Origin of the sequence: Nostoc sp. DedSLP03, assembly GCF_034530815.1 — a bacterium.
GTDB lineage: Bacteria > Cyanobacteriota > Cyanobacteriia > Cyanobacteriales > Nostocaceae > Nostoc.
In genome coordinates, this window is record NZ_JAVRCK010000037.1 from 39955 (window position 1) to 65234 (window position 25280).

The 25280-nt window shown below is 41.5% G+C and carries 19 protein-coding genes, 1 tRNA gene and 1 pseudogene; 6 read left to right on the forward strand and 15 right to left on the reverse strand.

Features of this window, described 5'->3' with window-relative positions; translation table 11 throughout:
* The first annotated feature begins 117 nt into the window (after nucleotides 1-117).
* Complete coding sequence (locus RM368_RS18820) at nucleotides 118-1590, forward strand: TldD/PmbA family protein (protein WP_322695467.1); 1473 nt, start codon at nucleotides 118-120, stop codon at nucleotides 1588-1590.
* Between the two features lie 231 nt (nucleotides 1591-1821).
* Nucleotides 1822-3162 carry a TldD/PmbA family protein gene (locus RM368_RS18825; RefSeq protein ID WP_322695468.1) on the forward strand — a complete coding sequence of 447 codons (1341 nt, stop codon included), beginning with the start codon at nucleotides 1822-1824 and terminating at the stop codon, nucleotides 3160-3162.
* Between the two features lie 65 nt (nucleotides 3163-3227).
* Here the strand turns inward: RM368_RS18825 and RM368_RS18830 are convergent, their stop codons facing one another.
* The 5 genes from RM368_RS18830 to RM368_RS18850 form a co-directional block, all read right to left on the reverse strand.
* Nucleotides 3228-3668 (reverse strand): pentapeptide repeat-containing protein, encoded by a 441-nt coding sequence (locus RM368_RS18830; RefSeq protein WP_322695469.1) that lies wholly within the window; start codon nucleotides 3666-3668, stop codon nucleotides 3228-3230.
* 295 nt (nucleotides 3669-3963) lie between these two features.
* The gene (locus RM368_RS18835) at nucleotides 3964-4977 is read right to left on the reverse strand and encodes an aspartate carbamoyltransferase catalytic subunit (protein ID WP_322695470.1); all 1014 of its coding nucleotides are present in this window, start codon (nucleotides 4975-4977) and stop codon (nucleotides 3964-3966) included.
* Between the two features lie 225 nt (nucleotides 4978-5202).
* Nucleotides 5203-6555, reverse strand: coding sequence for a magnesium transporter (gene mgtE, locus RM368_RS18840; RefSeq protein ID WP_322695471.1), 1353 nt, complete (start codon nucleotides 6553-6555; stop codon nucleotides 5203-5205).
* 594 nt (nucleotides 6556-7149) lie between these two features.
* A complete protein-coding gene (locus tag RM368_RS18845; RefSeq protein ID WP_322695472.1) occupies nucleotides 7150-8271 on the reverse strand; it encodes a glycosyltransferase in 1122 nt (373 codons plus the stop codon).
* Nucleotides 8272-9787: 1516 nt separating this feature from the next.
* A complete protein-coding gene (locus tag RM368_RS18850; protein ID WP_322695473.1) occupies nucleotides 9788-9946 on the reverse strand; it encodes a hypothetical protein in 159 nt (52 codons plus the stop codon).
* Between RM368_RS18850 and RM368_RS18855 the strand changes: the two genes are divergently transcribed.
* Entirely contained in the window at nucleotides 9937-13143 is a 3207-nt protein-coding gene (locus tag RM368_RS18855; protein ID WP_322695474.1) for a glycoside hydrolase family 15 protein, read from the forward strand. The genes RM368_RS18850 and RM368_RS18855 overlap by 10 nt on opposite strands.
* A 41-nt stretch (nucleotides 13144-13184) precedes the next feature.
* Nucleotides 13185-13562, forward strand: a pseudogene (locus RM368_RS18860) (GxxExxY protein).
* Nucleotides 13563-13696: 134 nt separating this feature from the next.
* Here RM368_RS18860 and RM368_RS18865 read toward each other — a convergent pair.
* The 3 genes from RM368_RS18865 to RM368_RS18875 all read right to left on the reverse strand — a co-directional run bounded on the left by RM368_RS18865 (nucleotide 13697) and on the right by RM368_RS18875 (nucleotide 17002).
* Nucleotides 13697-14017: a YkvA family protein gene (locus tag RM368_RS18865; RefSeq protein WP_322695475.1), complete on the reverse strand. Its 321-nt coding sequence runs from the start codon at nucleotides 14015-14017 to the stop codon at nucleotides 13697-13699.
* A 193-nt stretch (nucleotides 14018-14210) separates the two neighbouring features.
* Nucleotides 14211-15932 carry a serine/threonine-protein kinase gene (locus RM368_RS18870; RefSeq protein ID WP_322695476.1) on the reverse strand — a complete coding sequence of 574 codons (1722 nt, stop codon included), beginning with the start codon at nucleotides 15930-15932 and terminating at the stop codon, nucleotides 14211-14213.
* A 221-nt stretch (nucleotides 15933-16153) separates the two neighbouring features.
* Complete coding sequence (locus tag RM368_RS18875) at nucleotides 16154-17002, reverse strand: alpha/beta hydrolase (protein ID WP_322695491.1); 849 nt, start codon at nucleotides 17000-17002, stop codon at nucleotides 16154-16156.
* A 347-nt stretch (nucleotides 17003-17349) separates the two neighbouring features.
* On the opposite strand from RM368_RS18875, the gene RM368_RS18880 reads away from it, so the two are divergent.
* Nucleotides 17350-18882, forward strand: coding sequence for a SagB/ThcOx family dehydrogenase (locus RM368_RS18880; protein WP_322688200.1), 1533 nt, complete (start codon nucleotides 17350-17352; stop codon nucleotides 18880-18882).
* 772 nt (nucleotides 18883-19654) lie between these two features.
* Here RM368_RS18880 and RM368_RS18890 read toward each other — a convergent pair.
* The 7 genes from RM368_RS18890 to RM368_RS18920 form a co-directional block, all read right to left on the reverse strand.
* Complete coding sequence (locus RM368_RS18890; protein ID WP_322695477.1) at nucleotides 19655-20383, reverse strand: ABC transporter ATP-binding protein; 729 nt, start codon at nucleotides 20381-20383, stop codon at nucleotides 19655-19657.
* A gap of 100 nt (nucleotides 20384-20483) precedes the next feature.
* The gene (locus RM368_RS18895) at nucleotides 20484-20708 is read right to left on the reverse strand and encodes a ferredoxin family protein (protein WP_322695478.1); all 225 of its coding nucleotides are present in this window, start codon (nucleotides 20706-20708) and stop codon (nucleotides 20484-20486) included.
* Between the two features lie 175 nt (nucleotides 20709-20883).
* Nucleotides 20884-22098 carry an ATP phosphoribosyltransferase regulatory subunit gene (locus tag RM368_RS18900; RefSeq protein WP_322695479.1) on the reverse strand — a complete coding sequence of 405 codons (1215 nt, stop codon included), beginning with the start codon at nucleotides 22096-22098 and terminating at the stop codon, nucleotides 20884-20886.
* Nucleotides 22098-23057: a J domain-containing protein gene (locus tag RM368_RS18905; protein WP_322695480.1), complete on the reverse strand. Its 960-nt coding sequence runs from the start codon at nucleotides 23055-23057 to the stop codon at nucleotides 22098-22100. Before RM368_RS18905 ends, RM368_RS18900 begins: the two co-directional genes overlap by 1 nt.
* A gap of 74 nt (nucleotides 23058-23131) precedes the next feature.
* On the reverse strand, nucleotides 23132-23944 hold the full coding sequence (locus RM368_RS18910; protein ID WP_322695481.1) for an inositol monophosphatase family protein: 813 nt from the start codon (nucleotides 23942-23944) through the stop codon (nucleotides 23132-23134).
* Between the two features lie 126 nt (nucleotides 23945-24070).
* Nucleotides 24071-24616: a thermonuclease family protein gene (locus RM368_RS18915; protein ID WP_322695492.1), complete on the reverse strand. Its 546-nt coding sequence runs from the start codon at nucleotides 24614-24616 to the stop codon at nucleotides 24071-24073.
* Between the two features lie 74 nt (nucleotides 24617-24690).
* Nucleotides 24691-25059, reverse strand: coding sequence for a 2Fe-2S iron-sulfur cluster-binding protein (locus RM368_RS18920; RefSeq protein ID WP_194041586.1), 369 nt, complete (start codon nucleotides 25057-25059; stop codon nucleotides 24691-24693).
* 106 nt (nucleotides 25060-25165) lie between these two features.
* Here RM368_RS18920 and RM368_RS18925 point away from each other — a divergent pair.
* Nucleotides 25166-25250: transfer RNA gene (locus RM368_RS18925), tRNA-Ser, on the forward strand.
* Nucleotides 25251-25280: the final 30 nt, after the last annotated feature.

The following is a 25280-nucleotide window of genomic DNA, read 5'->3' on the forward strand; positions in this document are numbered from 1 at the left end:
AGGGGAGGGAAATCCACACGTTTTTCTAGCAACTGTGGCTTTTGCTCATTTGTTAGACTGAACACACCAGGATTTTTCAGTCAAATCTCTGAACTACGCCAGCAGACGAGGCTACTCATGCTTACAAGTACGCTACTTCTCTCGAATCAACTTCCCACTCTCCAATATTCCTCCACACCAGAGCGTTTCGATGAAACCTGGGAAGCCCCCCTGGCTACCCTTCTGGGACTAGGACGCGCCGCTGGTGCTGACTTTATTGAATTATTTTTAGAGCGTCGCAACTATATTAGTTCTCTTGCAGAAGATGACGCTATCACGAGTATTTCACCCAGTCTGTCTACAGGCGCGGGAGTCAGAGTATTTCGCGGTAAAGCTGACTGCTACGTTAGCACCAATGACCTTTCGTTTTCAGGTTTGAAAGCAGCCTTAGAAAAAGGTCTTTCTATCTTGGGATTACAACTACCCACTGCTAAAGCTTTCATCCCAGAAATTAACCTAGAATTACTTAGAGATTACGCTACTAAAAGAGGTAAAGATGCATGGCTACCAATGTGTAGCTCCATCCGAGAAATGGGAGAAATCCTTTTAGATGGTACAGCCCACCTAAAGCAAAAAGCCAGCCACATCCAATCGCGCCGTGCTAGCTATTTCCGGGATTGGCAAGAAGTTTTAATCGCTGCCAGTGACGGGACTTTTGCCCGTGATATTCGCCTCACGCAATCAGTAGGATTTAACTTGTTGTGTGCTGATGGTGCTAATCGTACCTCAATTGGCGATCGCGCGGGTAATACTAGTGATGCCAACTTCTTGAGAACTTGGGATTCTCAACAAGCCGCCGAGAAAATAGCAGAATCGGCTGGAAAAATGCTCTACGCAGATTACGTGGAGTCGGGTACTTATCCCATCATTATGGCCAATCACTTTGGCGGCGTAATCTTCCACGAAGCTTGCGGACACCTACTAGAAACCACTCAAATAGAACGCAATACCACTCCCTTTGCTGACAAAAAAGGCGAAAAAATTGCCCACGAAAGTTTGACAGCCTGGGATGAAGGGCGTTCTGAAAATGCTTTCGGAACAATTGACATGGATGACGAAGGTATGCCGGCTCAAAGAACCCTCTTAATTGAAAAAGGCGTTCTGAAAAACTTCTTAGCAGATAGAACAGGTTCCTCGCGCACCGGACACCCCAGAACTGGAAGTGGACGCCGCCAAAACTATACCTATGCCGCTGCTAGCCGGATGCGTAATACTTATATTGATTCTGGCGAATATAGCAATGATGAATTATTTGCCTCCGTTGATAAAGGTATTTACTGTAAAAAGATGGGTGGTGGTAGCGTTGGTGCTACAGGTCAATTTAACTTTAGTGTTGATGAAGCTTATTTAATTGAAAATGGCAAAATCACCAAACCACTCAAAGGAGCAATTCTCATCGGTGAAGCCAAGGAAATTATGAATAAAATTTCCATGTGTTCTCAAGATTTGGAAATTGCACCAGGCTTTTGTGGCTCAGTCAGTGGCAGTATTTACACCACAGTCGGACAACCCCACATCAAGGTTGATTCTATTACCGTTGGTGGAAGATAAGAATTTTAGATTTAGATTTTGGATTTTGAATATTGTAATTCAAAATCCAAAATGCTCAAGTTACCTGATTGTTCCGTTAGTTAAATCTAAAATCTCAAATCCAAAATTGCTTGAGTACTCCTTCATTCAAAACTCTATGAGAGAAGTACAAGCAATAACATCCAAAATCTAATTATTCAAAATAGAATCGCTTCCAATCCAAAATCTAAAATCCAAAATCCAAAATTGACTATGCCGAATATCAATGAGATTGCAAATTCTGCTAAGGATAATGCTGATAAACTTGGCATTAAAAAATTTGACATTTATGGCTCAACAGTAGATGACACTAGCGTGCAAGTAGACCAAGGTGAGCCAAAACAGGTCAAAGCTTCAAACCGCTCTGGTGTTACTGTTCGTGTTTGGAATGAAGATAATACAATGGGTGTGACCAGCACCACAGATGTAGACCCCAAGGGACTGGAATTAGCTTTGAAAACTGCCTACGAAGCCAGTTTCTTTGGTGTTAAAGAGAATGTTCCTGATTTTAGTCCAGAGGCTACTGTTCCGATTCCAAATAAACCCCTGCATAAAGCACCTCAAGCACCTGTTGCTGAACTTATAGAAAAATTGTTGGTAGCTGAAAAAGAATTACTAGCAGCTCACCCAGCAATTAAAGGTGTACCTTATAATGGTTTGTCTCAAAGAGATATTGACAGATTTTATCTCAATAGCGACGGTGCAGTAAGAACTGAATCTCACTCTTTGGCATCAGTTTATCTTTATAGCAAAACTGAGGAAGATGGCAAAAAACCTCGCAGTGCAGGCGCTTTTAGAATCAACCAAAGTTTAGATAAACTAGATATTAATGGTTGCATCAAAGAAACTGCCGATAAAACTATCAGTCACTTGAATTATGAAAAAATCAAAACTGGTAAATATCGAGTTGTTTTTTCTGCGGAAGCTTTCTTAAGTTTGTTGGGCGCTTTTTCTAACTTGTTCAATGCCCAAAGTATTTTAGACAATCAAAGTCTATCTACTCCTGATGATTTAGGTAAGGAAATTGCTTCTCCTCTACTTTCAGTTTATGATGATGCACTGCACCCGGCTAACGTTGGTGCAGAAAGTTTCGATGGCGAAGGAACACCCACTCGTCAAATTTCGCTGATTGAAAATGGCGTTTTAACAGGATTTCTTCATAGTGCTGGCACCGCTAAAAGGTTAAATGCCCAACCAACGGGTAATGCTAGTATTGGTGCAAAAGTCAGCGTTAGTCCCAATTTTTATCACGTGTTTTCAACAGCAACTCCAGAGCAAGAGTTGAGCTTAGAAACTGCTGAAAATGTGATTTTTATTGATGATTTACAAGCTCTCCATGCTGGAGTTAAATCCTTGCAAGGTTCTTTTTCTTTGCCGTTTGATGGTTGGCTAATTAATCAGGGTGTGAGGACGAGTATTGAGTCAGCAACTGTTGCTGGCGATTTCTTGGAACTCTTGAAGTCAATTATTTATGTAGAAAAAGAGCCAGAGTTAACCCCAGGTGGAGTTTGCCCGAAAATTTGGGTTAATGAACTATCGATTACTGGCGAATAAAGCTTAAATAGTCCAGAGTTAAGAGTTTAACTCTTAACTCTTAACTTGGAAAGCATGACTCACCATTAGTACTCACCACCAATGCTAATGGCAGTATTAAATACATCAGCGCCGCTTAAATCAATACCAGCTAAAACAGCACCATCTACGTCACTATTATATAAACGGGAATTACTCAAATTCACGTTGGTAAGATTGGCATTATTTAAGATGGTATCGCTGACGAATGCTTCTGTGAGATTGGCAGACTTTAAATTAGCACCGGTTAAATCTGCACCTTCTAAGTTAGCACCTTCGAGATTAGCTCCTTTTAAATTTGCATTTCTCAAGTCAACACCGATTAGATGAGCGCCTTTAAGGTTAGCTCCTACTAGATTGCATCCAGAACATTCTCTAGTTTCTAACAAGCGGCGAACAGGGGCGGAATTTTCTGCTTTGACGGGAATGGGAGCAGCTAAAGATAGCGTGCTGAGTAAGGCTGCTGCCGTCAAAAAAATTCGTTTCATAATTTACCTCGGACACTTCTAGAAGTCGTTGAATCCCGATCTTCTACGATACCAGTGTGCCAAGATTAGAGAATTTTGTCCTCATGCGATCGGAGGAATACATAATTTCTATAAGATTATGTATTTTTCTGTGAGTTAGTCCGATAGGATTAAAATTCAAGGATTTTAAGTCATAACTTTAGGCATATAGCATTGGTAACAAGTTAAAAATGAGCCAATTTTGTCAATATGCCCAAGTATAGAAATTAAGCCAATCTAAGAATGATAACCAAAAAAACTTGAGTTTATCCTGTTATTAAGACTTACCACTGCCCAATAAATACAACAGTGCCATCCGAACAGCGACACCGCTGGTAACTTGTGATTGAATGAGACTAAATTCTGGGTCATCCATCAATTCAGAACTAATTTCAACACCACGGTTGACTGGACCTGGATGCAAAACTTTGACGTTTGGTTTACAAAGTTGCAGTTTTGTGCATGTAATGCCAAACAGTTGGTGATATTCTCGCAAACTTGGCAGCAAATGAGCCGTCATTCGTTCCTTTTGCAGACGTAAAGTCATGACAAAATCTGCATTCTGCAAAGCTGGTTCTAGCTGCCAATGTAGAAATAGTTGGGGATTGGGGGAATAATTTCTGTCTTCTACTTCCTCCGAGATAAACTCGGCAAAGAATTTAGGTAAGAGGGTTGGCGGTGCTGCCAGATGCACTTCAGCACCACTAGCAATTAAACTCCAAATATTCGATCGCGCCACACGAGAATGGAGAATATCCCCAACAATGGCAATCTTTTTCCCCTTTAAAAGTTCCAGTCGCGGATGATCTGGGTCAATTAGAGTAGTTATGGTAAATAAATCTAGCAGTCCTTGAGAAGGATGTTCATGTTGACCATCACCAGCATTGAGGACGCTAACTCGGACACCGAGGCGATCCATTTCAGCCGCGATCGCATTTGGTACTCCTGCCTCTCGATGGCGGACTACCATAATATCAGTTCCCATCGCCAAATAGGTTTTCGCTGTGTCGAGAATTGTTTCTCCCTTAGTCATAGAAGATGTGGCGGCGGCAAAGTTCAGCGTATCCGCACTTAAACGTTTGGCTGCTAGTTCAAAACTGCTGCGAGTTCGGGTAGACGATTCAAAAAATAAATTCGCCACCACTTGTCCCTGCAAAGTTGGCACTTTCTTTGTCCGCCGTGATAGCACTTCTTGAAAACTGGCAGCAGTTTGCAAAACTGTATCGTATTCGGTAGTAGTAAAGTCAGCCAGGGAAAGAATGTGATGACGATTCCAGGTAGTAGTAGGCATAGGATTTGGGGACTGGGGGCTGGGGACTGGGGACTGGGGACTGAGGGAGATGATGGAGACAAGAGGACAGGGGGGACAAGGAGGACAAGGGGACAAGGGGAAAGAAAAAACCTTTAACCTTTACCCTTTAACCTTTTCCCCAAAACCCGACAAGTCTCCCCCCTCTTCCTTGTCTACCTTGTCTCTTCTCCATGCCCAATCCCCAGTCCCCAATGCCCAATCCCTTCAAGTTGGTAAATGGAAAACGTTTAAAGCTAGAGAAATTAGGCTGAGGAATGTTAAAAACCCAATTGTATCTAGCATTGTAGTCACTAACGGGCCACTGACCAAAGCAGGGTCAAGCTTCAGCCGTGTCAAACCCATTGGCAGTAAAGTACCGAGTGTAACAGCCACAATTGTATTAGTTGCCATTACCATTCCAGCAATTAAAGCCACCCATCGTTCTTGGGGTCGCGCCCAAATTAAAGAAAGCAGGAACATCGTTGTGGCTAAAGCTAAGGCTGTACCTAAACCAGCTAGAAGTTCCTTGCGAAGAATTTTCAAGGTATCTTTGGCTGTTACTTCTCCCACTCCTAAGCCACGAATTGTTACCGTTAATGATTGAATACCGACAGTACCACCAGTGTTAGAAAATATTGGCATGATCACTGCAAGAACTGGCACTGCGGCAATTACAGATTGAAAAGGAGCGATCGCACTGGCTGCACCAATATACAGAGCCATGATCCCCAACAGCCAAGGTAAGCGGTTGCGAATGGTGAGTAAGGGAGAGGATAAAGCGGCTTCATCACCACTCACACCCGCTAGTTTTTGGATATCTTCTGTGGCTTCTTCTTCCAAAATATCCATGACATCATCAATGGTGACGATGCCCACCAATCGGTCTTCTCGGTCAACCACGGGGATCGCGATTAAGTCGTAGCGCTGCATAATTCGCGCTACTTCTTCTTGAGGGGTTTCGGTTTTAACTTTAATGACGCGATCGCTAGCAATATCTTTAATGAAAACATCGGGAAAAGTAAACAGCAATTGCCGCAGTGAAACTACTCTCACCAGTGTCCGGTTATCATCTGTGACGTAGGCGTAATAAATCGTCTCCTTGTCTTCATCCTGACGGCGAATTTTGCTCAGAGCTTCACCTACAGTTAATCCTTGGCGCAAGCGGACATATTCGGTTGTCATCACCCGCCCAGCCGTACCTTCTGGATAGCCGAGAATCGTTGCTGTTGCTTGCCTTTCTTCTAGACTGAGTTGTTGTAATAACCGTTTGATTACTCCAGCCGGTAGTTCATCAAACAATTCTGCCCGTTCGTCGGGACTCATCGCTTCTACAAGTTGTACTACCTGGACATCATGCAGAGAATTAATTAGTTCTTCCTGCACCTCTGTCGGCAGATATTCAAATACATCAATTGCCTGAGCTTTGTTGAGTAAACGGAATGCGATCGCCCGTTGTTGTTCGGGCAATTGTGTAATGTAGTCTCCCACATCCACAGGTTGCAACCGATTTAAATCCCATTTCAACTGGTTTAAATCGGTAGTATCAGTCAACAAATCACGAATATCTTCTGTGAGCATGATATATATCTCCTAAGTCTCCCCCGCGCTGGGAGACTTCCTCACCACAGCTCAGAGGAGGTTGATACTGCCATCTTGTGGACTATGGTCCATAAAATTTCAACAAATCAATATCGATAGCTAAATTAAAGCATTGCTAGTCATCATCCTAACCCGTAACAGCGCTCTCCGGTAGATACAGAGAAAATTTTATATCTTTAGTAGCTTTAAACCTCATCTAAGTTGAAACCTAGAGTTTTTGAAAAAATATATTTTGTAGGTTGGGTGGAGTGAAACGCAACCCAACATTACCACCAAATTTTATGTCGGGTTACGCTATTGCTGCACCCAACCTACAAAACTACAGTTCTCAAGGTAGACAAGGTTTATATAAATTTTTAGCTTGCTACCTTGATTTTTTTGCGGAATTATTCTGCGATCATAGTCAGTTTTGCTACTAATATAATCTGTGAGAACTAGCGATCGCGAATAAATAACCATACGGATGGCTAAAAAAAGGGAGTTGTCTCTAAATAAGGGATTAGAAAACTTCTGCTCATTAACAAATGCTTGAGGTTCAGCGATCTAAATTGAGATACTCTTACTTGAGTGTCGTTAACTAATTACTAAGTCATAAATAGCTTCTAGCTTGGCAGTTTGCTTGCGAATATCAAAATTTTCGCAAATAAACTCTCGTCCTTTTTTACCCATACTTTTAGCCAAAGCCCGATCGGACAAAAGAATATCTAATTTTTCCGCGAGAGAGCGATCGTCTTTTTCATCAACTAAAAAGCCAGTTTCTCCATCTAAAATAGCATCAGGGATAGCGCTATGCCAGGTAGAAGCTATTGGTAAACCAGAAGCGGCGGCTTCCAATATTGAAAGCGGTAAACCTTCGCTATCACCGTTTTTTGCTGTTTGACTGGGTAGAGAAAATATTTCTGCATTTCTCATAGTTTTTTGAATCACTTCATAAGGTTTTGCTCCCATAAAATTGACTCTATTACTAATACCAAGCTCATCTGCTAGACTTTTAAAGTTTTCAGTCAGTGTGCCATTTCCAATTTGGATAACTGACACATCTGGATGCTTATTGGCAATTCGGGCAAAGGCTTTTAATAAGGTATCAATTCCTTTTTTTTCAGTATGTCTGCCTACACATAAAATATATCTTTCACCTTTTAATTCACTGGCTGGAGCAAATTTTTCTAAATCTATCCCACTATTGAGTTTAATAATTTTATCTTCAGGATAACCATATTCAATCATCTTTTTATACAAAAAACTAGAAAAAGCGATAAATTTAGATGCTTTTTGTTTTAATTCTTCTTCGTGCAAAAGAAATTGATAGAATGCTGGATTACCTGACAGCCACATAGATCGACGTGAAACTGTGATATCAAAACCGTAAAATGTAACGATGAAAGGAATATTTAATTTCTCTGCCAATCGCATTGCATAAATACCATCTGGCCCAAAATGTCCGTGAATTAATTTTAGATTTTTTAGTTCAGCTTCTTTGCCAAACATATTTGGTGAAGCAGAAATTATATGAAATAATTGCTTAATCTTCCATTGGTCATTATTACTAATAGCAATATTGTCAAAAGGAATTTCTGCTAAGAGTTTACAAGTCAGAAATAACGGTTTGTATGTTTGTAAATTATGGGCTTGTTCTCCGATAAAAGTTTCTGATACTCTCGGATAAGCTCGACGATACATCCCAACTGTTTTCATAGTGTTACTCCTATTTATTTAAGATTAATATTTCTTTTTCCAAAAAATAAACAATATATTAGGTAAAAAGCTTTTAAATTCTTTATGTATTTACGCCCTTTATTCTATCTGCTGCTATTTTGGATAAAATAGTAATTACTTGATTTATTCAGAACAGCAATAACAATTGTTAGTTTTTTCAAGCTAATATCTAGATCGGGGCTTCAATTATTGATGTTAGTAAGTAAAATAATAATTATTCCTAAAACTCTATTTAGTAAATATCTTAGAGTGTAATAAAGCAAACTAGGATATTTATTATGTAAACAAACTAATTAATTTTTTATGACTTAAGCATTGCCAGATAAGCCAAGATAGCTAACTATGGTTTTCAAGGCTTCTAGGTAGATTTTTGCGATGCCTGCGGTCAATGCTCGCCTACGCAACTAATAAAATATGCTTTGTAAAAGGCTGAACCGATGTCTAGATGGTAATGCACAAGATGATTTATTTGTAAAGTGCATAACCCCTATTTTTTATCAAATTTGATTGGGTTGAGGATAGCCTCCCTTTCTTGACTGCAATTATTTGCTGAATCAATATTTAACACAAACACATTAATCTTAAAACAGATTTACATTAGAATTATATTTATTTAATAAATATTTTTGTTCAAAAATGATTTAATTTATATCAGCATAAGCATAACCTCAAAGTAGTGATTTAGTTTAGACTACCATAAGCTCATCCTTCAAAGTTAAGCACTCTTGATTTTTTGACCTCATCCCAGCACTGAATAACTCTTGAGAGTTCCTCTTTCTAAGGACTTCTTGGGAGGGATTTTTCCACCCACGCAGAGATCGATATTTCTAGAGAAGATTTACGTATCCCTATGCTTTACGGTACAGAATCCCATCTCAATGTCCCATTCTCCATAGCCCAAGTGCAAGAAACCCACTCCTTTAAGGTGTGAAATTTTGCAAGTATTTCTAAACCCAACCATTAAAACATCTACCAAATTTCGAGTTAGTCTGGAGTCTTACCACATCTATACAAGTAGTATTTTGCATCAAGCAACTTCATGCATAGTCACCTGGACGACGAACAATCAGAAATGGGTTGGCTGGTTTCACTTCATAGTCGCAGTAAGGTGTTTGAGCTTTAGCGATCGCAAAACTTTAAAGAGTTTTAGTGGCGATAAATATTTTTTTCTCTCATCTTCAGATAGCTCGATCCAAGGTAAGGAAGCTTTGCTGTCTAGCCCATAAGAGAAAAATTCATCATTCATAACTTTGTTTATTGGATTTAGATTGCAGGCTTTCAGTAGTAGTGCTGTAAAAGATATTGTAATAAATTCTTTCCGCTTCATAACATCCTAAACGTTCTGCGATCGCTCGCTGAAATTAGCACTTGTTTATCTAATTTAAACTATCAACAAAAAGAATTCGTTATGCCTTAAGAAAATCCAAAATTAAGTATAAAATATTACAAACTATAAGAAGAGTTTGAGCAAGTATCATATTTTAGTTCGGAATCACTAAAATTCAGTACCCAGAGGCGTATTAACAGGAGATAATAATAAACTCACATCACCCTTAGCTGTTGTCCCATCAACCATTACAGAACTTGTTCTGGCTTGGTTTAGAGTCACAGTGTGAAATTTTGCAAGTTGTTCTGAACCAAGCCATGAAAACATCTACCAAATTGCTATCTCGCCTAGACTATTACTACCAGCAAATCAAAACAATCATCCTGACTCGGCAAAATCCAATTACGGGTTTACTACCTGCAAGCACAGCGATTACAGCCCACGGCGATTATACAGATGCCTGGGTGCGAGACAACGTTTACAGCATTTTGGCAGTTTGGGGTTTAGGACTTGCATACCGCAAGATTGATGACGACAAAGGACGCACCTATGAACTAGAACACAGTGTCATTAAACTGATGCGCGGATTACTATTTGCGATGATGCGACAGGCTCATAAAGTCGAGACATTTAAACATACTCAGTCGCTACTAGATGGACTGCACGCTAAATATAATACCGCGACTGGTGACATTGTTGTTGGAGATAACGAATGGGGACATTTGCAACTTGATGCCACATCTATATTTTTGCTGATGTTGGCGCAAATGACGGCTGCGGGATTGCCAATAATTTATACAATTGATGAAGTAAATTTCGTCCAAAATTTGGTTTACTATATTGGACGAGCTTACCGCACGCCAGATTACGGTATTTGGGAACGCGGTAATAAAATTAATCGGGGAAATGCTGAATTAAATGCCAGTTCTGTAGGCATAGCAAAAGCTGCTTTAGAAGCTATCAACGGACTGGATTTGTTTGGTGTGCGTGGGAGTCAAGCATCGGTGATTCATGTGCTACCAGATGAAATCGCCCGCGCCCGGATTACACTAGAATCCCTATTGCCGAGAGAATCTGGTTCCAAAGAAATTGATGCAGCGCTGTTAAGTATTATTAGTTATCCTGCCTTTGCAGTGGAAGATTTGGAGTTACGCGATCGCACCTTAAACGATATTATCAATAAACTTGCAGGTAAATACGGTTGCAAACGCTTCTTGCGTGATGGACACCAAACCGTTTTAGAAGATAGTCAGCGCTTACACTACGAACCGTGGGAACTCAAGCAATTTGAGCATATTGAATGCGAATGGCCGTTATTTTTCACTTATTTAGTTTTAGATGGATTATTTCGCGGCGATCGAGAACAAGTTAAAAAATACCAAAATCTTTTAGAATCATTACTTATAGAACAAAATGGTTTGCGTTTATTGCCAGAACTTTATTATGTTTTGGCAGAAAACATAGAAGCAGAAAAATTAACACCTCAAACGCAACCACGTTTGCCCAATGAAAATATTCCCTTGGTGTGGGCGCAGAGTTTATATTTTCTTGGTGAAATGTTAAGTGAAGGATTACTGGCGGTTGGTGATATCGACCCTTTAGGAAGACATTTGTGTGTGGGCAAACAGCGCGAAGCATTGGTACAAATTGCCTTGTTAGCAGAAGATGAAGATTTACAAACGAAACTAGAAGTTCACGGAATTGAAGCGCAAACGCCTACCCAAGTAGAACCGATTCAGGTAAGAAAAGCTGAAGAATTTTCAGCTATTTATACCCAAATTGGACGTAACGATAAACTTGGTTTAACTGGGCGGCCAGTGCGACGGTTGCGGAGTTTGACAACATCTAGAATCTTTCGGATTAGCGGTGAAACAATTGTATTTTTGCCTTCCTTTTCAGACTCTCAACAGTTTTATTTAACCCTTGATTACCATTTTTTACTGGATCAAATTAGAAGCGAACTAGCTTACATTCAAAAATATTGGAGCGATTTAGGTCGTCCTACCTTAACTTTAATGTTGACGCACACGATGTTAGAAAGTGGTTCTGAAGCATTACTAGAACTGATGCAAGAACTCAAAGATGGTGTTTGTAACGGCGTGCAGGTAAAATTAGGGCGGCTAAATCAGCTAATGTTAACAGCCGGAATCCAAAGAATTGATTTTCTACCAAATGCAGAATTCGCGCGATCGCCAGTGAAAAATGCTAGCCCACGTTGCTATTATTTAGCATATCATCCTGATAAAAACTGGCGCTTAGGACATACCCAAGAATTTCAAATGGAGTACGAAACTAACTTGGGGTTATTGCTTTCTTACTTGCGTTCATCAGAGAATATTTACGAGCAAATCGAGTTATTGCAAACATTAACTCGCTTGCAGGGAATGAAATTTGATACGGGGTATGGCGGCCCAGGATATCCTGTCACCGTAGGCGATTTACTAGATGAAGTTTACACCAAAGCCGGAGATTTAGGCATTTGGGCAGTAGTGCGTCGGGCTGCGGGGTTGCGCCAAATGGTTGATATTAGCTTATCAGATGCAGTCACGAGTATTTTGGTGCGGGGTAAGCAAATTGCTGTGGGTAAAGCTTACAGTGAAGCGTCCTTGATTAGCGTACCCATGTCCCATGATGAAATTGCGGATAAAATTAATCATTTTTGTCGTGAGGATATCCGCGACCGCGTCCTCACTCAAGAGATTTTAATCTATGTTGGTATCTTAATTCGCTCAGAACCCGAACTATTCCAAGGACTACTAACGTTGAGAGTTGGCTATCTGATCTTATTAATCACCAGCGAACTAGCGCGGGAATTGCATGTCACTCAAGATGAAGCTTACGACCGCTTAATGCAACTTTCACCCTTTGAAGTAAAAATGCGCTTGCGTCAGGTATTAACTGGATATACTGGTATGAGTAACCTGTTGCGCCAGCAAGAATCGCTGCACGTCAAACAAAAAGAAAGTGATATTGCTTGGGTAGTGTCACCAGGAATCGCCGAAGGGATAGAAGTTCCGCCGGGTGGTTGGCGGCGGTTTCGCCAAGCCGAGGGTGCGACGGGACGCGTACCAAAAGAATTTTTTAAACAAGTTTGGCTATTAATGCAACATTGCAAGGGTCTAGTAATTGGCGATAAATTAGAGCGGCGCAATCGTTTAGATAGTGAGATAATGCTGTCGGAAATGACAGCCGGGGAAAGGAATTTTGCGCTATTAGTTGAGCATTTACTAAATAAAATTGAAGCTCCAGAATACCGCCAAGTTAATATTGAAGCATTAATCGAATTAGGAGCGATCGCGGCTAATAATCCCAAGCTGCAAATTGAAGGATATATCGTATTGGATGTGTTAATTGGCCATGCGGTGCGATTGGCTTGGCTGGAAAATCATAGTCAACGCAGCGATCGCTATGATGAGGATAAGGCGAGTGCATGGCGATCGTTTTACAATACTTCTCCTAGAGATTGCGCTAGTTATATTTTGAAAGCATTCAGGTTCTTAACGGAATTTGTGAAAGATTTTTAAATGCAGAGGAACGCAAAGGAAAGCGCAGAGGAACGCAGAGGATGAGAGAGAATGAGTTGAGTGGGGTGATTATTGGGTGTGCAATGAGGGTGCATAATGCTTTAGGGCCTGGTTTATTGTAGTCGGCTTATGAGGAATGCTTGGATTATGAGTTGAATAAAGCCGGATTGAATGTTGGTAAGCAAATTCCATTGCCCTTAGTTTATCAAGATGTGCAATTGGAATGTGTTTATCGATTAGATTTGATGGTCGAAAACCAAGTAATTGTAGAGATTAAATCTGTAGAGTCCTTCCACCCAATTCATTCCGTTCAACTTTTAACTTATCTCAAACTCGCAAATTGCAAACTAGGTCTTCTCCTCAACTTTAACATCCTCCACCTCAAAGAAGGTATTAAACGCGTAGCCAACAACCTCTAACTCCTCCTCTGAATCTCTTTCATCCTCTTTGCGTTCCTCTGCGCTTCCCTTCGCGTTCCTTTGCGTTAAAAAAATATCCCCTACCTTAAGACGCCAAAAGCAGGGGTTTATTCAACTTTATTTTGTTGTTAAAACTACTTAACAGAAACAGCATCAACATCAATGGTGCTTCCACTAGAGTTAGAGCTAGAACCCTCAGTATTATTAGGTACTTCAGTACCCACCTCACCCTTACGAGCTTTCCAACCTTCAATCACTAGCCCAGACACCTCACCAACTAGCAGAGTCAAGAGGAAAACATCATCAATCTCTCCCACAACGGGTATAAAATCTGGGAGAACATCAAATGGGCTAACCAAATAAACCAACGTTCCTAAAATTACCCACCAACGGTATTTGGGGTTACGGAGTACACTGCGATACCAGGTGTAAAGTGATTGGATTGAAAATTTCATATTTTGAACCTCCAGTTATCATTTATTTTGACAAATTATTCTAAAAATTTACGGTGTGAATAACCGTCCTAGTTAGTTGGGAAGATGCTACTAGTAATCTGTCAACAAAGACAAATACAGTATCTGATGCTGATATCTGCTGGTCTTGCCATAAGAGATATGCCTATATACTGATTTTACTTTGCTAGAGACTTTAAAAATTGCTCGGTATAGTCTTAAACTTCTGTGCAGATCCCAAAGAATAATCTTCTAATTTAAAATCAGCAAAAGGCTTCTTTTCTAACCTATTCCGTAGCGCCTCGTCAAGAATGACACCTGATGATTCTCTTTTAACACCAATAATTATCACACTTGTTTGATATGTCGTTAAATCTTGATTTGCCTGACAATCACTTCGTTGAAATTGACCCAAATTCAATAAGCGGTAAATTTTGACACTTGGTGTATTAATAAATAATTTTTTAATCAAAAGTTGTATTTGTTTAGAACGTTCTAAAGCCACACGTTCTTGAATTAATCTATCACTTTTACAAGAAGCCGTGCCGACAGAGATAATTTCATTGGGAGCTTCCATGATATTCTCTATACCTTCTTGTTCTAAATTCAACTTTAAAAGGTCAATGCTAATAATTTCATCATTGGATTTAAGTTGAAAGTTGCTACCTAAAAGCCATTTATATTTTAGTGATAAAACCGCTATATTAAATTCCGCTATCCTTCCCTGACTATCCTTTCCTTCTTGATAAGGAAAGTAATCGATATTACCTTTTTTTTCTGGATATTGTCTGTAATAAGATGTGTCAGGTAAATCTGATTTGCGTATGGCTAAAGTCACTATACTAAGTAGTCCTAATATTACTAATAAAACTGCAAAAAATGTCAATAGCGGCACTTTTTCTGGCTGCTTCTTTGGAGGTGATGAGTTTTTATTAATACCTATAGTTAAATGCTCAATATTAGAAGATTCTAAGATATTACTATTTGTCAGAGTTGTGTCTGTTAATTGAGTTTCTATTTCTTCTAAAGAATGCAATATTTCTTGAGTACTGGCAGGACGTTTTTCTATATCTGATGCTGTTAGCCAATCAATTAAATTCAATAGTAAGGGTGAAATGTGGGTCGCATGATTTTGCCAGTGCAACAAATTTTGCTGGACATCATACATCTCCAAAGGATGATATCCTGTCAGCAAAAAGACAAAAGTGCGTCCCAAAGCAAAGAAATCTGATTGCGGTACTGCTTGACCATTCATTTGTTCTGGGGCACTGTAGCCAGATGACATAAGTGCTGTCATCTTGTCGCCATTGCTTAGTTGGTCTTGGCGGGTTTTCTTAATTTCATTGGCGGTACCAAAATCAATCAGTACTAGATTCCCCCAACCCCGCTCAAGGGGGGATCTAATCATAATGTTAGATGGCTTAATATCTCGATGTAGGTACTGTTTGCTATGTACTACATCTAAAATTTCTATCAACTGTCTTAACCAGTCTATGGCTTGTTCTTGAGATATGGGGCTATTTTGCTGCTGTAACCACTGTTCTAAGTTGTAGCCATCGATTTTTTCCATTGCAATGCAATGCAACACTAAACCATTTCGGGTTTGATACTGGAAGTAACTATCTTCTTTGGGAATTCCAGGATGCTTGAATTTTCCCAACACCCTTATTTCTTGCTGAAATAGTTCTACTGCTTTGGCGTCGCCTGATAAATCTTCTTTGAGTATTTTGAGAATTTTGGGGGTATCTTGTTCGTATGCCTCATAAACTTTACTAAAACCTGTTTTGTCACTCAACAGGCACGTCACCCGATAACGCCCTAGCAATTCTAGATGGGAACCACAACTTTGACAAAAGCGGTTTTGCTGATTATTCGGGTGATTTGGTTGAGGGCAAACGGGATTGATACAAAGGCTCATGACAAGATAGTGGGGAGATGAGGGGGCAGGGGAGGCAGGGGAGCAGGGGAAAAGGTTAAAGGTTAAAGGTTAAAGGTTAAAGGGAAAAGGAATAAATTCAATCTTTCCCCTTTTCCCCTTACCCTTTTCCCCTTACCCCTTTCCCTTTCCCAATGCCTAATCCCCCTAGACATCGCTCCTATTAATTCTTCTGTTGCTGTATGACTAATCCCGTCTAATAATCATGAGATTTTTGATCTATGTTCTGCCAAAAAAGCTGCCACAGTTTGGTTAAATGCCTCTGGTTGTGTCAAAAACGGCCAATGATTGCCGGGAACTTGGCAGATACGTAAGTTTTGAAGATAGGTTTTGTAGGGTTGAATTTGCCAATTTTGGCGGTTTAATCCTTGTTTTGGTTGGATGAATAGGGCAGGGATGTCAAGGGGAATTGTAAAACCAGGCACTTGCATGACTGCCTCAAAAATTCCGTCGCGGGCGGCTATAGTAAATTTGCTGCCCCAACTTCCATCGGGTTTTTGTTCTATTCCTGCTTGGAAGACTTGCTCTTGTAAAGAAGTCCATCCTTGATATTGCTTTAATTGCCGTGCTTGTTGTTCGGCTTCTTGTTGACTGGCAAAGGGCCCCATGCTTTTAAGAAAAGGCAAGAAGCGATATAACATCGGGAAAGTTACCCTGAAAAGACTGGGCATTTTCCAGATAAAAATCGGATCGACGAGAATTATACTCCGTAAACGCTTTGGGTTTTGTCTTGCCCAGATGACGGCTAATTTACCTGTCCAAGAGTGACTTACAATATGGGCAAAAGTCCATCCAAGACTATCCATAAGCACTTCCAGGTCTGCGATCGCACTCTCAAAGCTATAATCTATCTCTGGTTTACTACTTTGGCCATGTCCCCGCATATCTGGCGCAACTATGTGGTAATCCGCCGCCAGATAATCTCCTAAACTAGACCACACCAAAGCATGATCGCCTAAGCCATGTAACAGCAGTAAAGGTTCTTGACCTTGATTCCATTCTAAATAAGAAAGTTGGATATCAGGTTTTGATAAAGTTTGACGTACAGGCATCATTGCACATCCAGGCTTAGATAGTTTTGCGTTTATATGGTACTGCGAAAGAAGATGGGGAGCAGGGAGGCAGAGGGGCAGGGGAGCAGAGGAGGCAGGGGGGCAGGGGGGCAGGGGGGCAGGGGAAAAGGTTAAAGGTTAAAGGGAAAAGGAATAAATTGAATCTTTCCCTTTTTCCCCTTACCCCTTTCCCTTTCCCCATGCCCAATCCCCAATCTCCAATCTCCAATTCAATTGTTACCAAATACCACTTTATGACTCTGAGGATTGTACCAATTGACACGAAATAATGAGGCTAATGAATGCCAAGATCAATAAAAGGATGCCCCAAGGATATTAAAAGTACTATGCCAGAATTACACCAATCAATTGCCCAGCATTATCACGAACGAACTAAATACAACCCTGATACTCTCGCCTCTAAAAACCAGCGATTAGACTGGACTAAACAGCCAGTACCCTTTAAAGAGTACAAAATTGGCTCTACTTTTGATCTCAAACCCTATATCCAAGAAAAAACAGAGGCATTTGCTAATAACCCAGATACTCAGTGGTGGCAAAGACTTTCACGGCTATTGTTTCGTAGTTATGGATTGACAGCAAGAATGCCTTCTATGGGTAGTGCAGTGTATTTACGCGCTGCTCCCAGTGCAGGCGGACTATACCCTGCCGAGGTGTATGTGGTTTCTCGTGGTACGTCGTTATTGCCGCCTGGTCTATATAATTACCAGTGTCGAACTCATTCTCTCATGCATTATTGGGAAAGTGATGTTTGGCAAACTCTGCAAGCAGCTTGTTTCTGGCATCCTTCTTTAGAAAATACTCAATTGGCAATTATTGTGACTGCGGTATTCTATCGTTCTGCGTGGCGCTATGAGGATCGGGCTTACCGTCGGATTTTTCTGGATACGGGACATCTGTTGGGTAATATCGAGTTAGCTGGTGCGGTTACTGATTATCGCCCCCATTTAATCGGCGGTTTTGTTGATGAATCGGTTAACGATCTGCTTTATATCGATCCGCAACAAGAAGGTGCGATCGCTGTCTTACCTCTGGCAGACTTATTAGATATTAATCAAAATTTACCATTGGGATGTACTGCTTTACCTTCCGCTACTGAAACCAGTTATCCTCAAATCCCTGATGGCGAACTACTAACATATTTCCATCAACATACCCAGATCCAATCAGGTGTAACTGGTAATCTTAATCTACCAACTATTAAACAAGAAAAATCTTTAGAGGATAAATACAATTTTCCTTTCTGTTTAAAAATTCCCACCACTACTGCACCTATAAACTGGGGACAAAAACTATCAGAACTGGAAACCACGATGTATAAGCGACGCTCTACCCGCGCTTACAATGGTGATGATTTAAGCTTCGATGAATTGAAAAGTTTACTCGATTTCACTTACCAACCGCAAAATTACATCGACCAAAGCTTAGATATTTCTCCAGACTACTTCGATCTAAATTTAATTGAAACATTCATTGCTGTTTGCGGAGTCAAAGGACTGGAGGCGGGTTGTTACTATTACGCGCCCAAAGCCCAAGAATTACGCCAAATCCGGTTTAAAAACTTTCGGCGAGAATTACATTTTCTCTGTTTGGGACAAGAATTAGGACGGGATGCAGCAGCGGTATTATTTCACACAGCCGATTTGAAAGCTGCGATCGCACAATATGGCGATCGCGTTTACCGTTACTTACACATGGATGCCGGTCATTTGGGACAACGCCTGAATTTAGCAGCAATGCACCTGAATGTAGGCGTCAGTGGTATCGGTGGATTCTTTGACGACCAAGTAAATGAAGTTTTAGGCATTCCTGCTGATGAAGCTGTTCTATATATCACTACATTGGGACGCCCAAGATAAAAATAATCCCAGAGACGCTGAGAATCTAGAAAGTTTCTTTCTCTGTCCTTTACGTCTCTGTACAAGCTTACGGGGCTACAACTTGGGCTAGGATGCAAGATAAAAGAAGCCTCATAGCCCTTTGTCCTTGTTGGTAGTACTGGTGATTTTTAGTACTTAGTATAAATCATTCGGCAACTAATTCGTAGGAATCTTTTATATCCATCCATATAATCCAATATAAAAACTGCTATGACGGCGAATAGCCCGTCCAGATTCTTTAATTCCACCGATATCCGATGTATTTTTGGATACCTATACATTTAATTTATGGTTGGGGTCTAAATACCCATCCCATCCATGACGTAATTCAGAATTGCGTTAGCGCAGCGTAAAGCCTTCTCTACGAGACGCTCCGCGAACGGCATGGCTTGGCTTAGAGCGAGTCTGCGTACCTTTCAGAGAAGCAAGCTACGCTTTTAGCGTCTCGTAGAGAGCGTCATTGCGAATGGGATTTTGGTAAATCCGGGTAATTTAGATTTTAGTCAGTTTTTCCTGAATGAATGTCCTGTTTTGCCTCTCGACTAGCTGTAGATGTGATTAGAAACGGATTATTAGGGAGAATTCTTTGAGCATCGAAAACGACGGTCGCGGCAGTGGCAGGTAATGTTATGGCTTTTGTATTAGTTATAGATAGCGTCGGCGCAGCCCAACCTAGTCATCGCTATAGACTGGTGAAGCTCCGATATTAAGCTGGTGTTATGTTGAATGGGGCAAGAGTGATAAAAAAGGGTTAATGTCTCTTACCTGCTCCCAGATATAGCTCACCCACTTTCGGGTCATTCAACAATTCTTCACCAGGGCCGGAGATCGCATCACGTCCCGATTCTAATACATATCCACGATTAGCCATCTCTAAAGCTTTACGGGCATTTTGTTCAACTAATACGATCGCAGTACCTGCCTGATTAATTTGTTTAATCTGCTCGAACACTTGTGTCACCAAAATCGGCGACAAAGCAGCAGATGGCTCATCTAAAATCAGCAAACCAGGTGACAACATCAAAGCTTTGCCCATCGCTAGCATCTGGCGTTCTCCTCCAGAGAGAGTACCAGCACGTTGACGACGGCGATCGCTTAATCTCGGAAACATAGTAAATATTTTATCTTTAATTGGTTTCAGGGGAGTGTTCAGCACAAAAGCGCCCATCTCCAAGTTCTCTTCAACACTCAGAGAAGGGAAAACATTGGCGATTTGCGGTACGTAGCACATTCCTCGTTGGACAATTTCATTGGACTTTAGCCCCACGATATTTTCACCTTTGAAAGTAATTGTGCCTGTGTGGGGGATCAAAAGCCCAAAAATTGCTTTTGCCAAAGTAGATTTACCTGCACCGTTGGGGCCAATCACTGTCACCAATTCCCCTGGTGCAACCTGAAAATTCACACCTTGCAGGATATCTACATCTTTGATGTATCCAGCGCGAACATTTTGAACTTCTAATAAATAGTCATTAGTCATTGGTCACTTGTACTGAGCGAAGCCGAGTATTTGTCATTGGTCATTGGTCAACAGTCAAGTCAAACATAACTATTGACTATTGACTGTTGACTATGGACTATTACGGAGTTTTTTGCAACTCTGGTCGTTCTTCTGGAAGAATTGCCCCATCTACAGGGCAAACTTGGAGACAGATACCACAATCGATGCAAGTGGCAAAGTCAATCCAGTACCAATCAGTTCCCTTGGCATTTTTGCCTGGGCCATCATGAATACAAGCTACTGGACAAGCATCTACGCAGTCTGCAACGCCTTCACAGACTTCTGTAACAATTGTATGCGGCATGTTCTCGATTCCCTCTCTTCTGTATCGGCTCTTTCTAGACTAGCAGGGGAGGGGAGAGCAGGGGAGCAGGGGGACAGGGGAAAAGGTTAAAGGGAAAAGGAATAAATTTCATCTTTCCCCTTTTCCCCTTACCCCTTTCCTTTCCCCATGCCCAATGCCCCATGCCCCATGCTCATTAAAGTAATGGTTCTATTTTTGATGAACCATCAGCTTTGATCCAGGCAATTTGGGCAATGCGGCGATCGCTTGCATATTGGCGAATCGCCTCTGCATCTCTTCCTCCTAAGTCAATTTCTACTCGCACCAAATCAGTAGAATCTCGGAGTTTTTGTGCATAGACAAAGGCGGCAGCGTTAGCACTAGCTGTCTCTGGTGCTACCAACCAGTCAGTCGCTGGAGTTTCTTGTGGTAATTGCTGAGTAGACAACAAAACTTGGTATAAATCTTCGATACTTAGTCCAAAACCAATTCCGGGAATGTTTTCTCCTTGAGGATGATATAGCCCTAAAAGCTGGTCATAGCGACCACCGCGCCCTAAAACTCTGGCTTGGGATTCGGTATCGTTGACAACTTCAAATACAAGACCAGTGTAGTAATCTATGGTTTGGATCAGGCTGAGATCGAGGATTAACGGAAATTTTTTCTCTGATTCTAGTAATTCTACTAGGGATTTGAGGTTATTCACTGCCTCTCGCTGTTCTTCATCTAAATCCAAACTACTAACTTTTTGCAACACGTCTGCACTTGGCCCGCGCAAATCCATGATGATTTGGGCGCGATCGCGCAGTTTGTCACTTAGGGGTAAATTATCTATGGTGATGCGGTCAAGATGAGCGATCGCACTGCGAACTCGATCCTGTAAATTAGCAGGAAAAGCACTCAGAAGCGATCGGGTAATTCCCGCCTCACCCAAAATTAAATGCCATCCCTGCAAACTTAATGCTGCCAAACAATCTGCTACTAACAGCAGGACTTCCGCATTCGCCAACAATCCGCCAGCACCTAACAACTCCACCCCAGCTTGATAAAACTCTTGCTGGCGATTATGCCTACTTTCCCAAGTGCGGCGAAACACATTGGCGTTGTAATACAACCGTTGTGGATAAGTCACACCAGCCATTCGAGTCACAACAGTACGAGCAATAGATGCTGTTAATTCTGGACGTAGCCCCAATTCATCATCTTCGCCATTTTGTTGTAGTTGAATCACCATCTGACGCTGGATTGCTTCCCCCGCCATCAGGGTATCCATCCGCTCTAAAGTCGAGGTGATAATCCTGTGATATCCCCAACGATGAAACACCTGCTGTAACCGATCTTCAATCCAGCGTTTTTTCTCCACATCCAAGGGCAATAAATCCCTGGCTCCCGCTGCTGGTTGATACACCATTATTTTTTCTTCCCACCAAACAAACCACCGAACAAACCACTACCAGATTTATCTGGTTGCTTATCTCCATTATTGGGGGATGAAGTCACCTTCTGATCGCTAGGTTGTTGTCCTAAAGCCTTATCTATTTTAGGTTTCCATTGCAGAGCCGTTTCGTCACTGGGATCTAATTTTAGAGCGTTGTCAAAGTGGATTTTGGCCATTTTTAGCTGATTTTGCTTCAAATACACCATTGCAATTAAGCTATGACAGCGGCTATTTTTCGGTTCTAGCTTTAGGGCCTCTTGCAATTCTACTTTGGCTGGGGCAAATTGGTTTTTGTCAATCAAAGATTGAGCGCGACGAATATACTGCTCTACAATCAAGTCTTCTTTTGGTGGCGCTGGTGCTGGTGCTGCTGCTGGTGTATTTTTTGGTGTGTTTGGTTGAGGTGTACCTGATTGAACTCTGGGTTGAGCAGGTGGCGGCGCGGCGGATGCTTTACCCGCACTCCGCATTAAATACACTAAATTCAATTCACTAGCTTGGGCAATGACTTGCAGTGCTTGTTCTAAAGAATCATATTGAGTTTGGGCTAGTTTTGCGATCGCAGTTTTATAAAAATGATCGATATTAGCTGCCTCAACTAACTGTCTAGCCAAGTCGGTGTTTAGAGTTACCGAAGTCGATTCCTGTACCAGACGCTTGCCAATTTGCGACAAAATTAGAATATATTCAGTGCGAGTGCGATCGCCAGAGAGTTTTTCGTAAGCTGGATTAACCAACTTTGATAACAATTCATTACCGAGATGTTTTTGAGCAGCAGTTTCAGTAAGACTACTGTCTGGGTGCAAACGGCGGGCGACTTGGAGATAGCGTTTGCGAATCTCTTTGACATCAGCATCAACTGGAACGCACAGCACTGCGTGATGATCTATGAAATCATATTTAAATAGTCCACGATCTATTTTGAAAGACATATAGAGTTTTTACACCAAGGGAGCAGTTAGATTGCTTTTAGTGTACCCAAAGTCGTAGAGAAAGCCCCCATCTGCTACACCCAAGCTGACAGTGGCGGAACCCGTAAAAGTTCGTTACTAAGAGAGCCGTGAATATAACTATTTGTGGCAAGAATTCTACCAGACTCAATTTTGACAGCAGTACCATCGTAGGCGGTGATTTTGCCTCCAGCTTCTTGTACCAAAATTATCCCAGCGGCAATATCCCAAGGAGAAAGTCCTCGTTCCCAGTAACCATCGACACGTCCACAGGCAACATAAGCCAAATCTAGCGATGCCGAACCGCTACGTCTAACTCCTTGGGTAAGATGGGTAAGATGAATAAATTCTGCGTAGTTGTTATCAGAGGTTTCGCGGCGATCGTAGGCAAATCCTGTTACTAGTAGGCTTTTACTCAGTTCAGATGTTACTGAAACCTTGATAGGCTGACGGTTTCGCGTTGCTCCGAAGCCAGCAGCAGCACGGAATAGCTCGTTGTGAAATGGGTCATAAATTACACCCACTTGGGGAACGCCATTAATTAACAGCCCGATGGAAACGGCGAAAAATGGGTATTGATGAGCGTAGTTGGTTGTGCCATCGAGAGGATCTATTGCCCAGAGATACTCATTCTGTTGATTACCTAATTTTCCTGATTCTTCAGCGAGGATCGAATGCTGGGGAAAGTGGCAACGCAAAATTTCTAAAATCAACTCTTCTGAAGCTTTATCAGCAGCAGTAACTAAATCACCAGGGCGTCCTTTTTCAATAATTGCATCTTCTAACTTACCCAAGTAACCTTGCAAAATAGCACCAGCAGCCAAGGCCGCTTCTGTAGCAATATCTAGAAAAATTTGTAAATTTGTCATTTGTCATTTGTCATTTGTCATTTCTTATTGGGCATGAGGCATTGGTTTATTTCCCTCTAGTTCCTAGTTCCTAGTTCCTAGTCCCCAATCCCCAGTCTCCAGTCCCCAGTCCCCAGTCCCCAGTCCTCAAAGATTTTGACGGCGAAACTCGGCAGGAGTGAGGCGCATGGGTTTTTCTGGGTTCCAGATTCCTTGCCCCATGAGTCTAGCCCATTGTTGGGCACGTTCTAAACGCTGGTCATATTTGTGGTTAGGCGATCGCCCTACAAACATTGCATTTCCTTGTTTGACTAATTCTTCATTCAATAACACCTTATTTTTCCACACATAAGCTAGAGTTCGCCCGATTTTGTCTTTTGCTTCTAAATCAAACTCCAGCGTTACCGATTGTTCTACACCACCAATTAGATTCTCTAGCTGTTCTTTTGCTGCTTCCCCCCAAGGGCGCTGTCGCAAATCTGGTGCATCAACACCCACTAACCGCACTTGGGAAATCAAATTTGGTTGTTCAGCCATGCCCAAAACTTCCAAACTTTGCCCACTAACTACTCGCGCTACTTTTACCTGGGCTTCATTGTTTGGCAGCTGGTTTTTACCTTGACAACTCACTAACAGCAATAAGCAAGCCAAAATCGCTATTTTTCGCACCCAGTCACCAAAATTTACAGGCATCAGAAATTCGGTGATTTTGAATTGTTTATCGAGACAGAATTCTGAATTCTGACTCCTGAATTCTGAATTCTTCTTCATTCCTCATCTAAGGGTAAACCCGCTTTAACTCTTCCCTTAGCAAAATAGCGTCCAAACTGAAGTTCGTAGACTTCATCTTCGTCTTGTGTCTCCACTTCCAAGTCAGAACGGGGGTAACTCACACACAACAAGGCATAACCTTGCTTACGTAAATCTGGCGACAAGCCGATCGCTTCTGGTTGGTAAATTTCTCCTGATAACACTCTCACAGCACAAGCAGTGCAAGCCCCGTTGCGACAGGAAAACGGTAGTTCTACCCCTTGTTTTTCGCCAGTGTGCAGGATGTAGCGGTCTTCTGGCACTTGTAGGGTGTGTGTTTTGCCAGTGGCGCGATCGCGAACTTTAATTGTGTATGTACGGGACATCTGGATTTGCGTTTTGGGATTAGGACTATCAAGTTCAATTTAGAATATCTTTCTTTATCTTTGCATTTTCTGGGATTCTATAGTATAATTGTAAATTGTGGCACCTGGAGAGGTGGCCGAGTGGTTTAAGGCGCAGACCTGGAAAGTCTGTTTAGGGAAACTTAACGGGGGTTCGAATCCCCCCCTCTCCGTTCTCAAAGCTTAGTCTAAATATATAGTTT

What these genes read in the sequence shown, in the direction of transcription:
- RM368_RS18850 (WP_322695473.1), bottom strand. Translation starts at nt 9,946, where the DNA reads ATGTTTTCATGGCTTGGTTCAGAACAACTTGCAAAATTTCACACTGTG.
- RM368_RS18880 (WP_322688200.1), top strand. Translation starts at nt 17,350, where the DNA reads ATGCCAGAATTACACCAATCAATTGCCCAGCATTATCACGAACGAACT.
- RM368_RS18855 (WP_322695474.1), top strand. Translation starts at nt 9,937, where the DNA reads ATGAAAACATCTACCAAATTGCTATCTCGCCTAGACTATTACTACCAG.
- RM368_RS18910 (WP_322695481.1), bottom strand. Translation starts at nt 23,944, where the DNA reads ATGACAAATTTACAAATTTTTCTAGATATTGCTACAGAAGCGGCCTTG.
- RM368_RS18900 (WP_322695479.1), bottom strand. Translation starts at nt 22,098, where the DNA reads ATGGTGTATCAACCAGCAGCGGGAGCCAGGGATTTATTGCCCTTGGAT.
- RM368_RS18915 (WP_322695492.1), bottom strand. Translation starts at nt 24,616, where the DNA reads ATGCCTGTAAATTTTGGTGACTGGGTGCGAAAAATAGCGATTTTGGCT.
- RM368_RS18830 (WP_322695469.1), bottom strand. Translation starts at nt 3,668, where the DNA reads ATGAAACGAATTTTTTTGACGGCAGCAGCCTTACTCAGCACGCTATCT.
- RM368_RS18835 (WP_322695470.1), bottom strand. Translation starts at nt 4,977, where the DNA reads ATGCCTACTACTACCTGGAATCGTCATCACATTCTTTCCCTGGCTGAC.
- mgtE (WP_322695471.1), bottom strand. Translation starts at nt 6,555, where the DNA reads ATGCTCACAGAAGATATTCGTGATTTGTTGACTGATACTACCGATTTA.
- RM368_RS18875 (WP_322695491.1), bottom strand. Translation starts at nt 17,002, where the DNA reads ATGCCTGTACGTCAAACTTTATCAAAACCTGATATCCAACTTTCTTAT.
- RM368_RS18865 (WP_322695475.1), bottom strand. Translation starts at nt 14,017, where the DNA reads ATGAAATTTTCAATCCAATCACTTTACACCTGGTATCGCAGTGTACTC.
- RM368_RS18845 (WP_322695472.1), bottom strand. Translation starts at nt 8,271, where the DNA reads ATGAAAACAGTTGGGATGTATCGTCGAGCTTATCCGAGAGTATCAGAA.
- RM368_RS18895 (WP_322695478.1), bottom strand. Translation starts at nt 20,708, where the DNA reads ATGCCGCATACAATTGTTACAGAAGTCTGTGAAGGCGTTGCAGACTGC.
- RM368_RS18870 (WP_322695476.1), bottom strand. Translation starts at nt 15,932, where the DNA reads ATGAGCCTTTGTATCAATCCCGTTTGCCCTCAACCAAATCACCCGAAT.
- RM368_RS18820 (WP_322695467.1), top strand. Translation starts at nt 118, where the DNA reads ATGCTTACAAGTACGCTACTTCTCTCGAATCAACTTCCCACTCTCCAA.
- RM368_RS18890 (WP_322695477.1), bottom strand. Translation starts at nt 20,383, where the DNA reads ATGACTAATGACTATTTATTAGAAGTTCAAAATGTTCGCGCTGGATAC.
- RM368_RS18920 (WP_194041586.1), bottom strand. Translation starts at nt 25,059, where the DNA reads ATGTCCCGTACATACACAATTAAAGTTCGCGATCGCGCCACTGGCAAA.
- RM368_RS18825 (WP_322695468.1), top strand. Translation starts at nt 1,822, where the DNA reads ATGCCGAATATCAATGAGATTGCAAATTCTGCTAAGGATAATGCTGAT.
- RM368_RS18905 (WP_322695480.1), bottom strand. Translation starts at nt 23,057, where the DNA reads ATGTCTTTCAAAATAGATCGTGGACTATTTAAATATGATTTCATAGAT.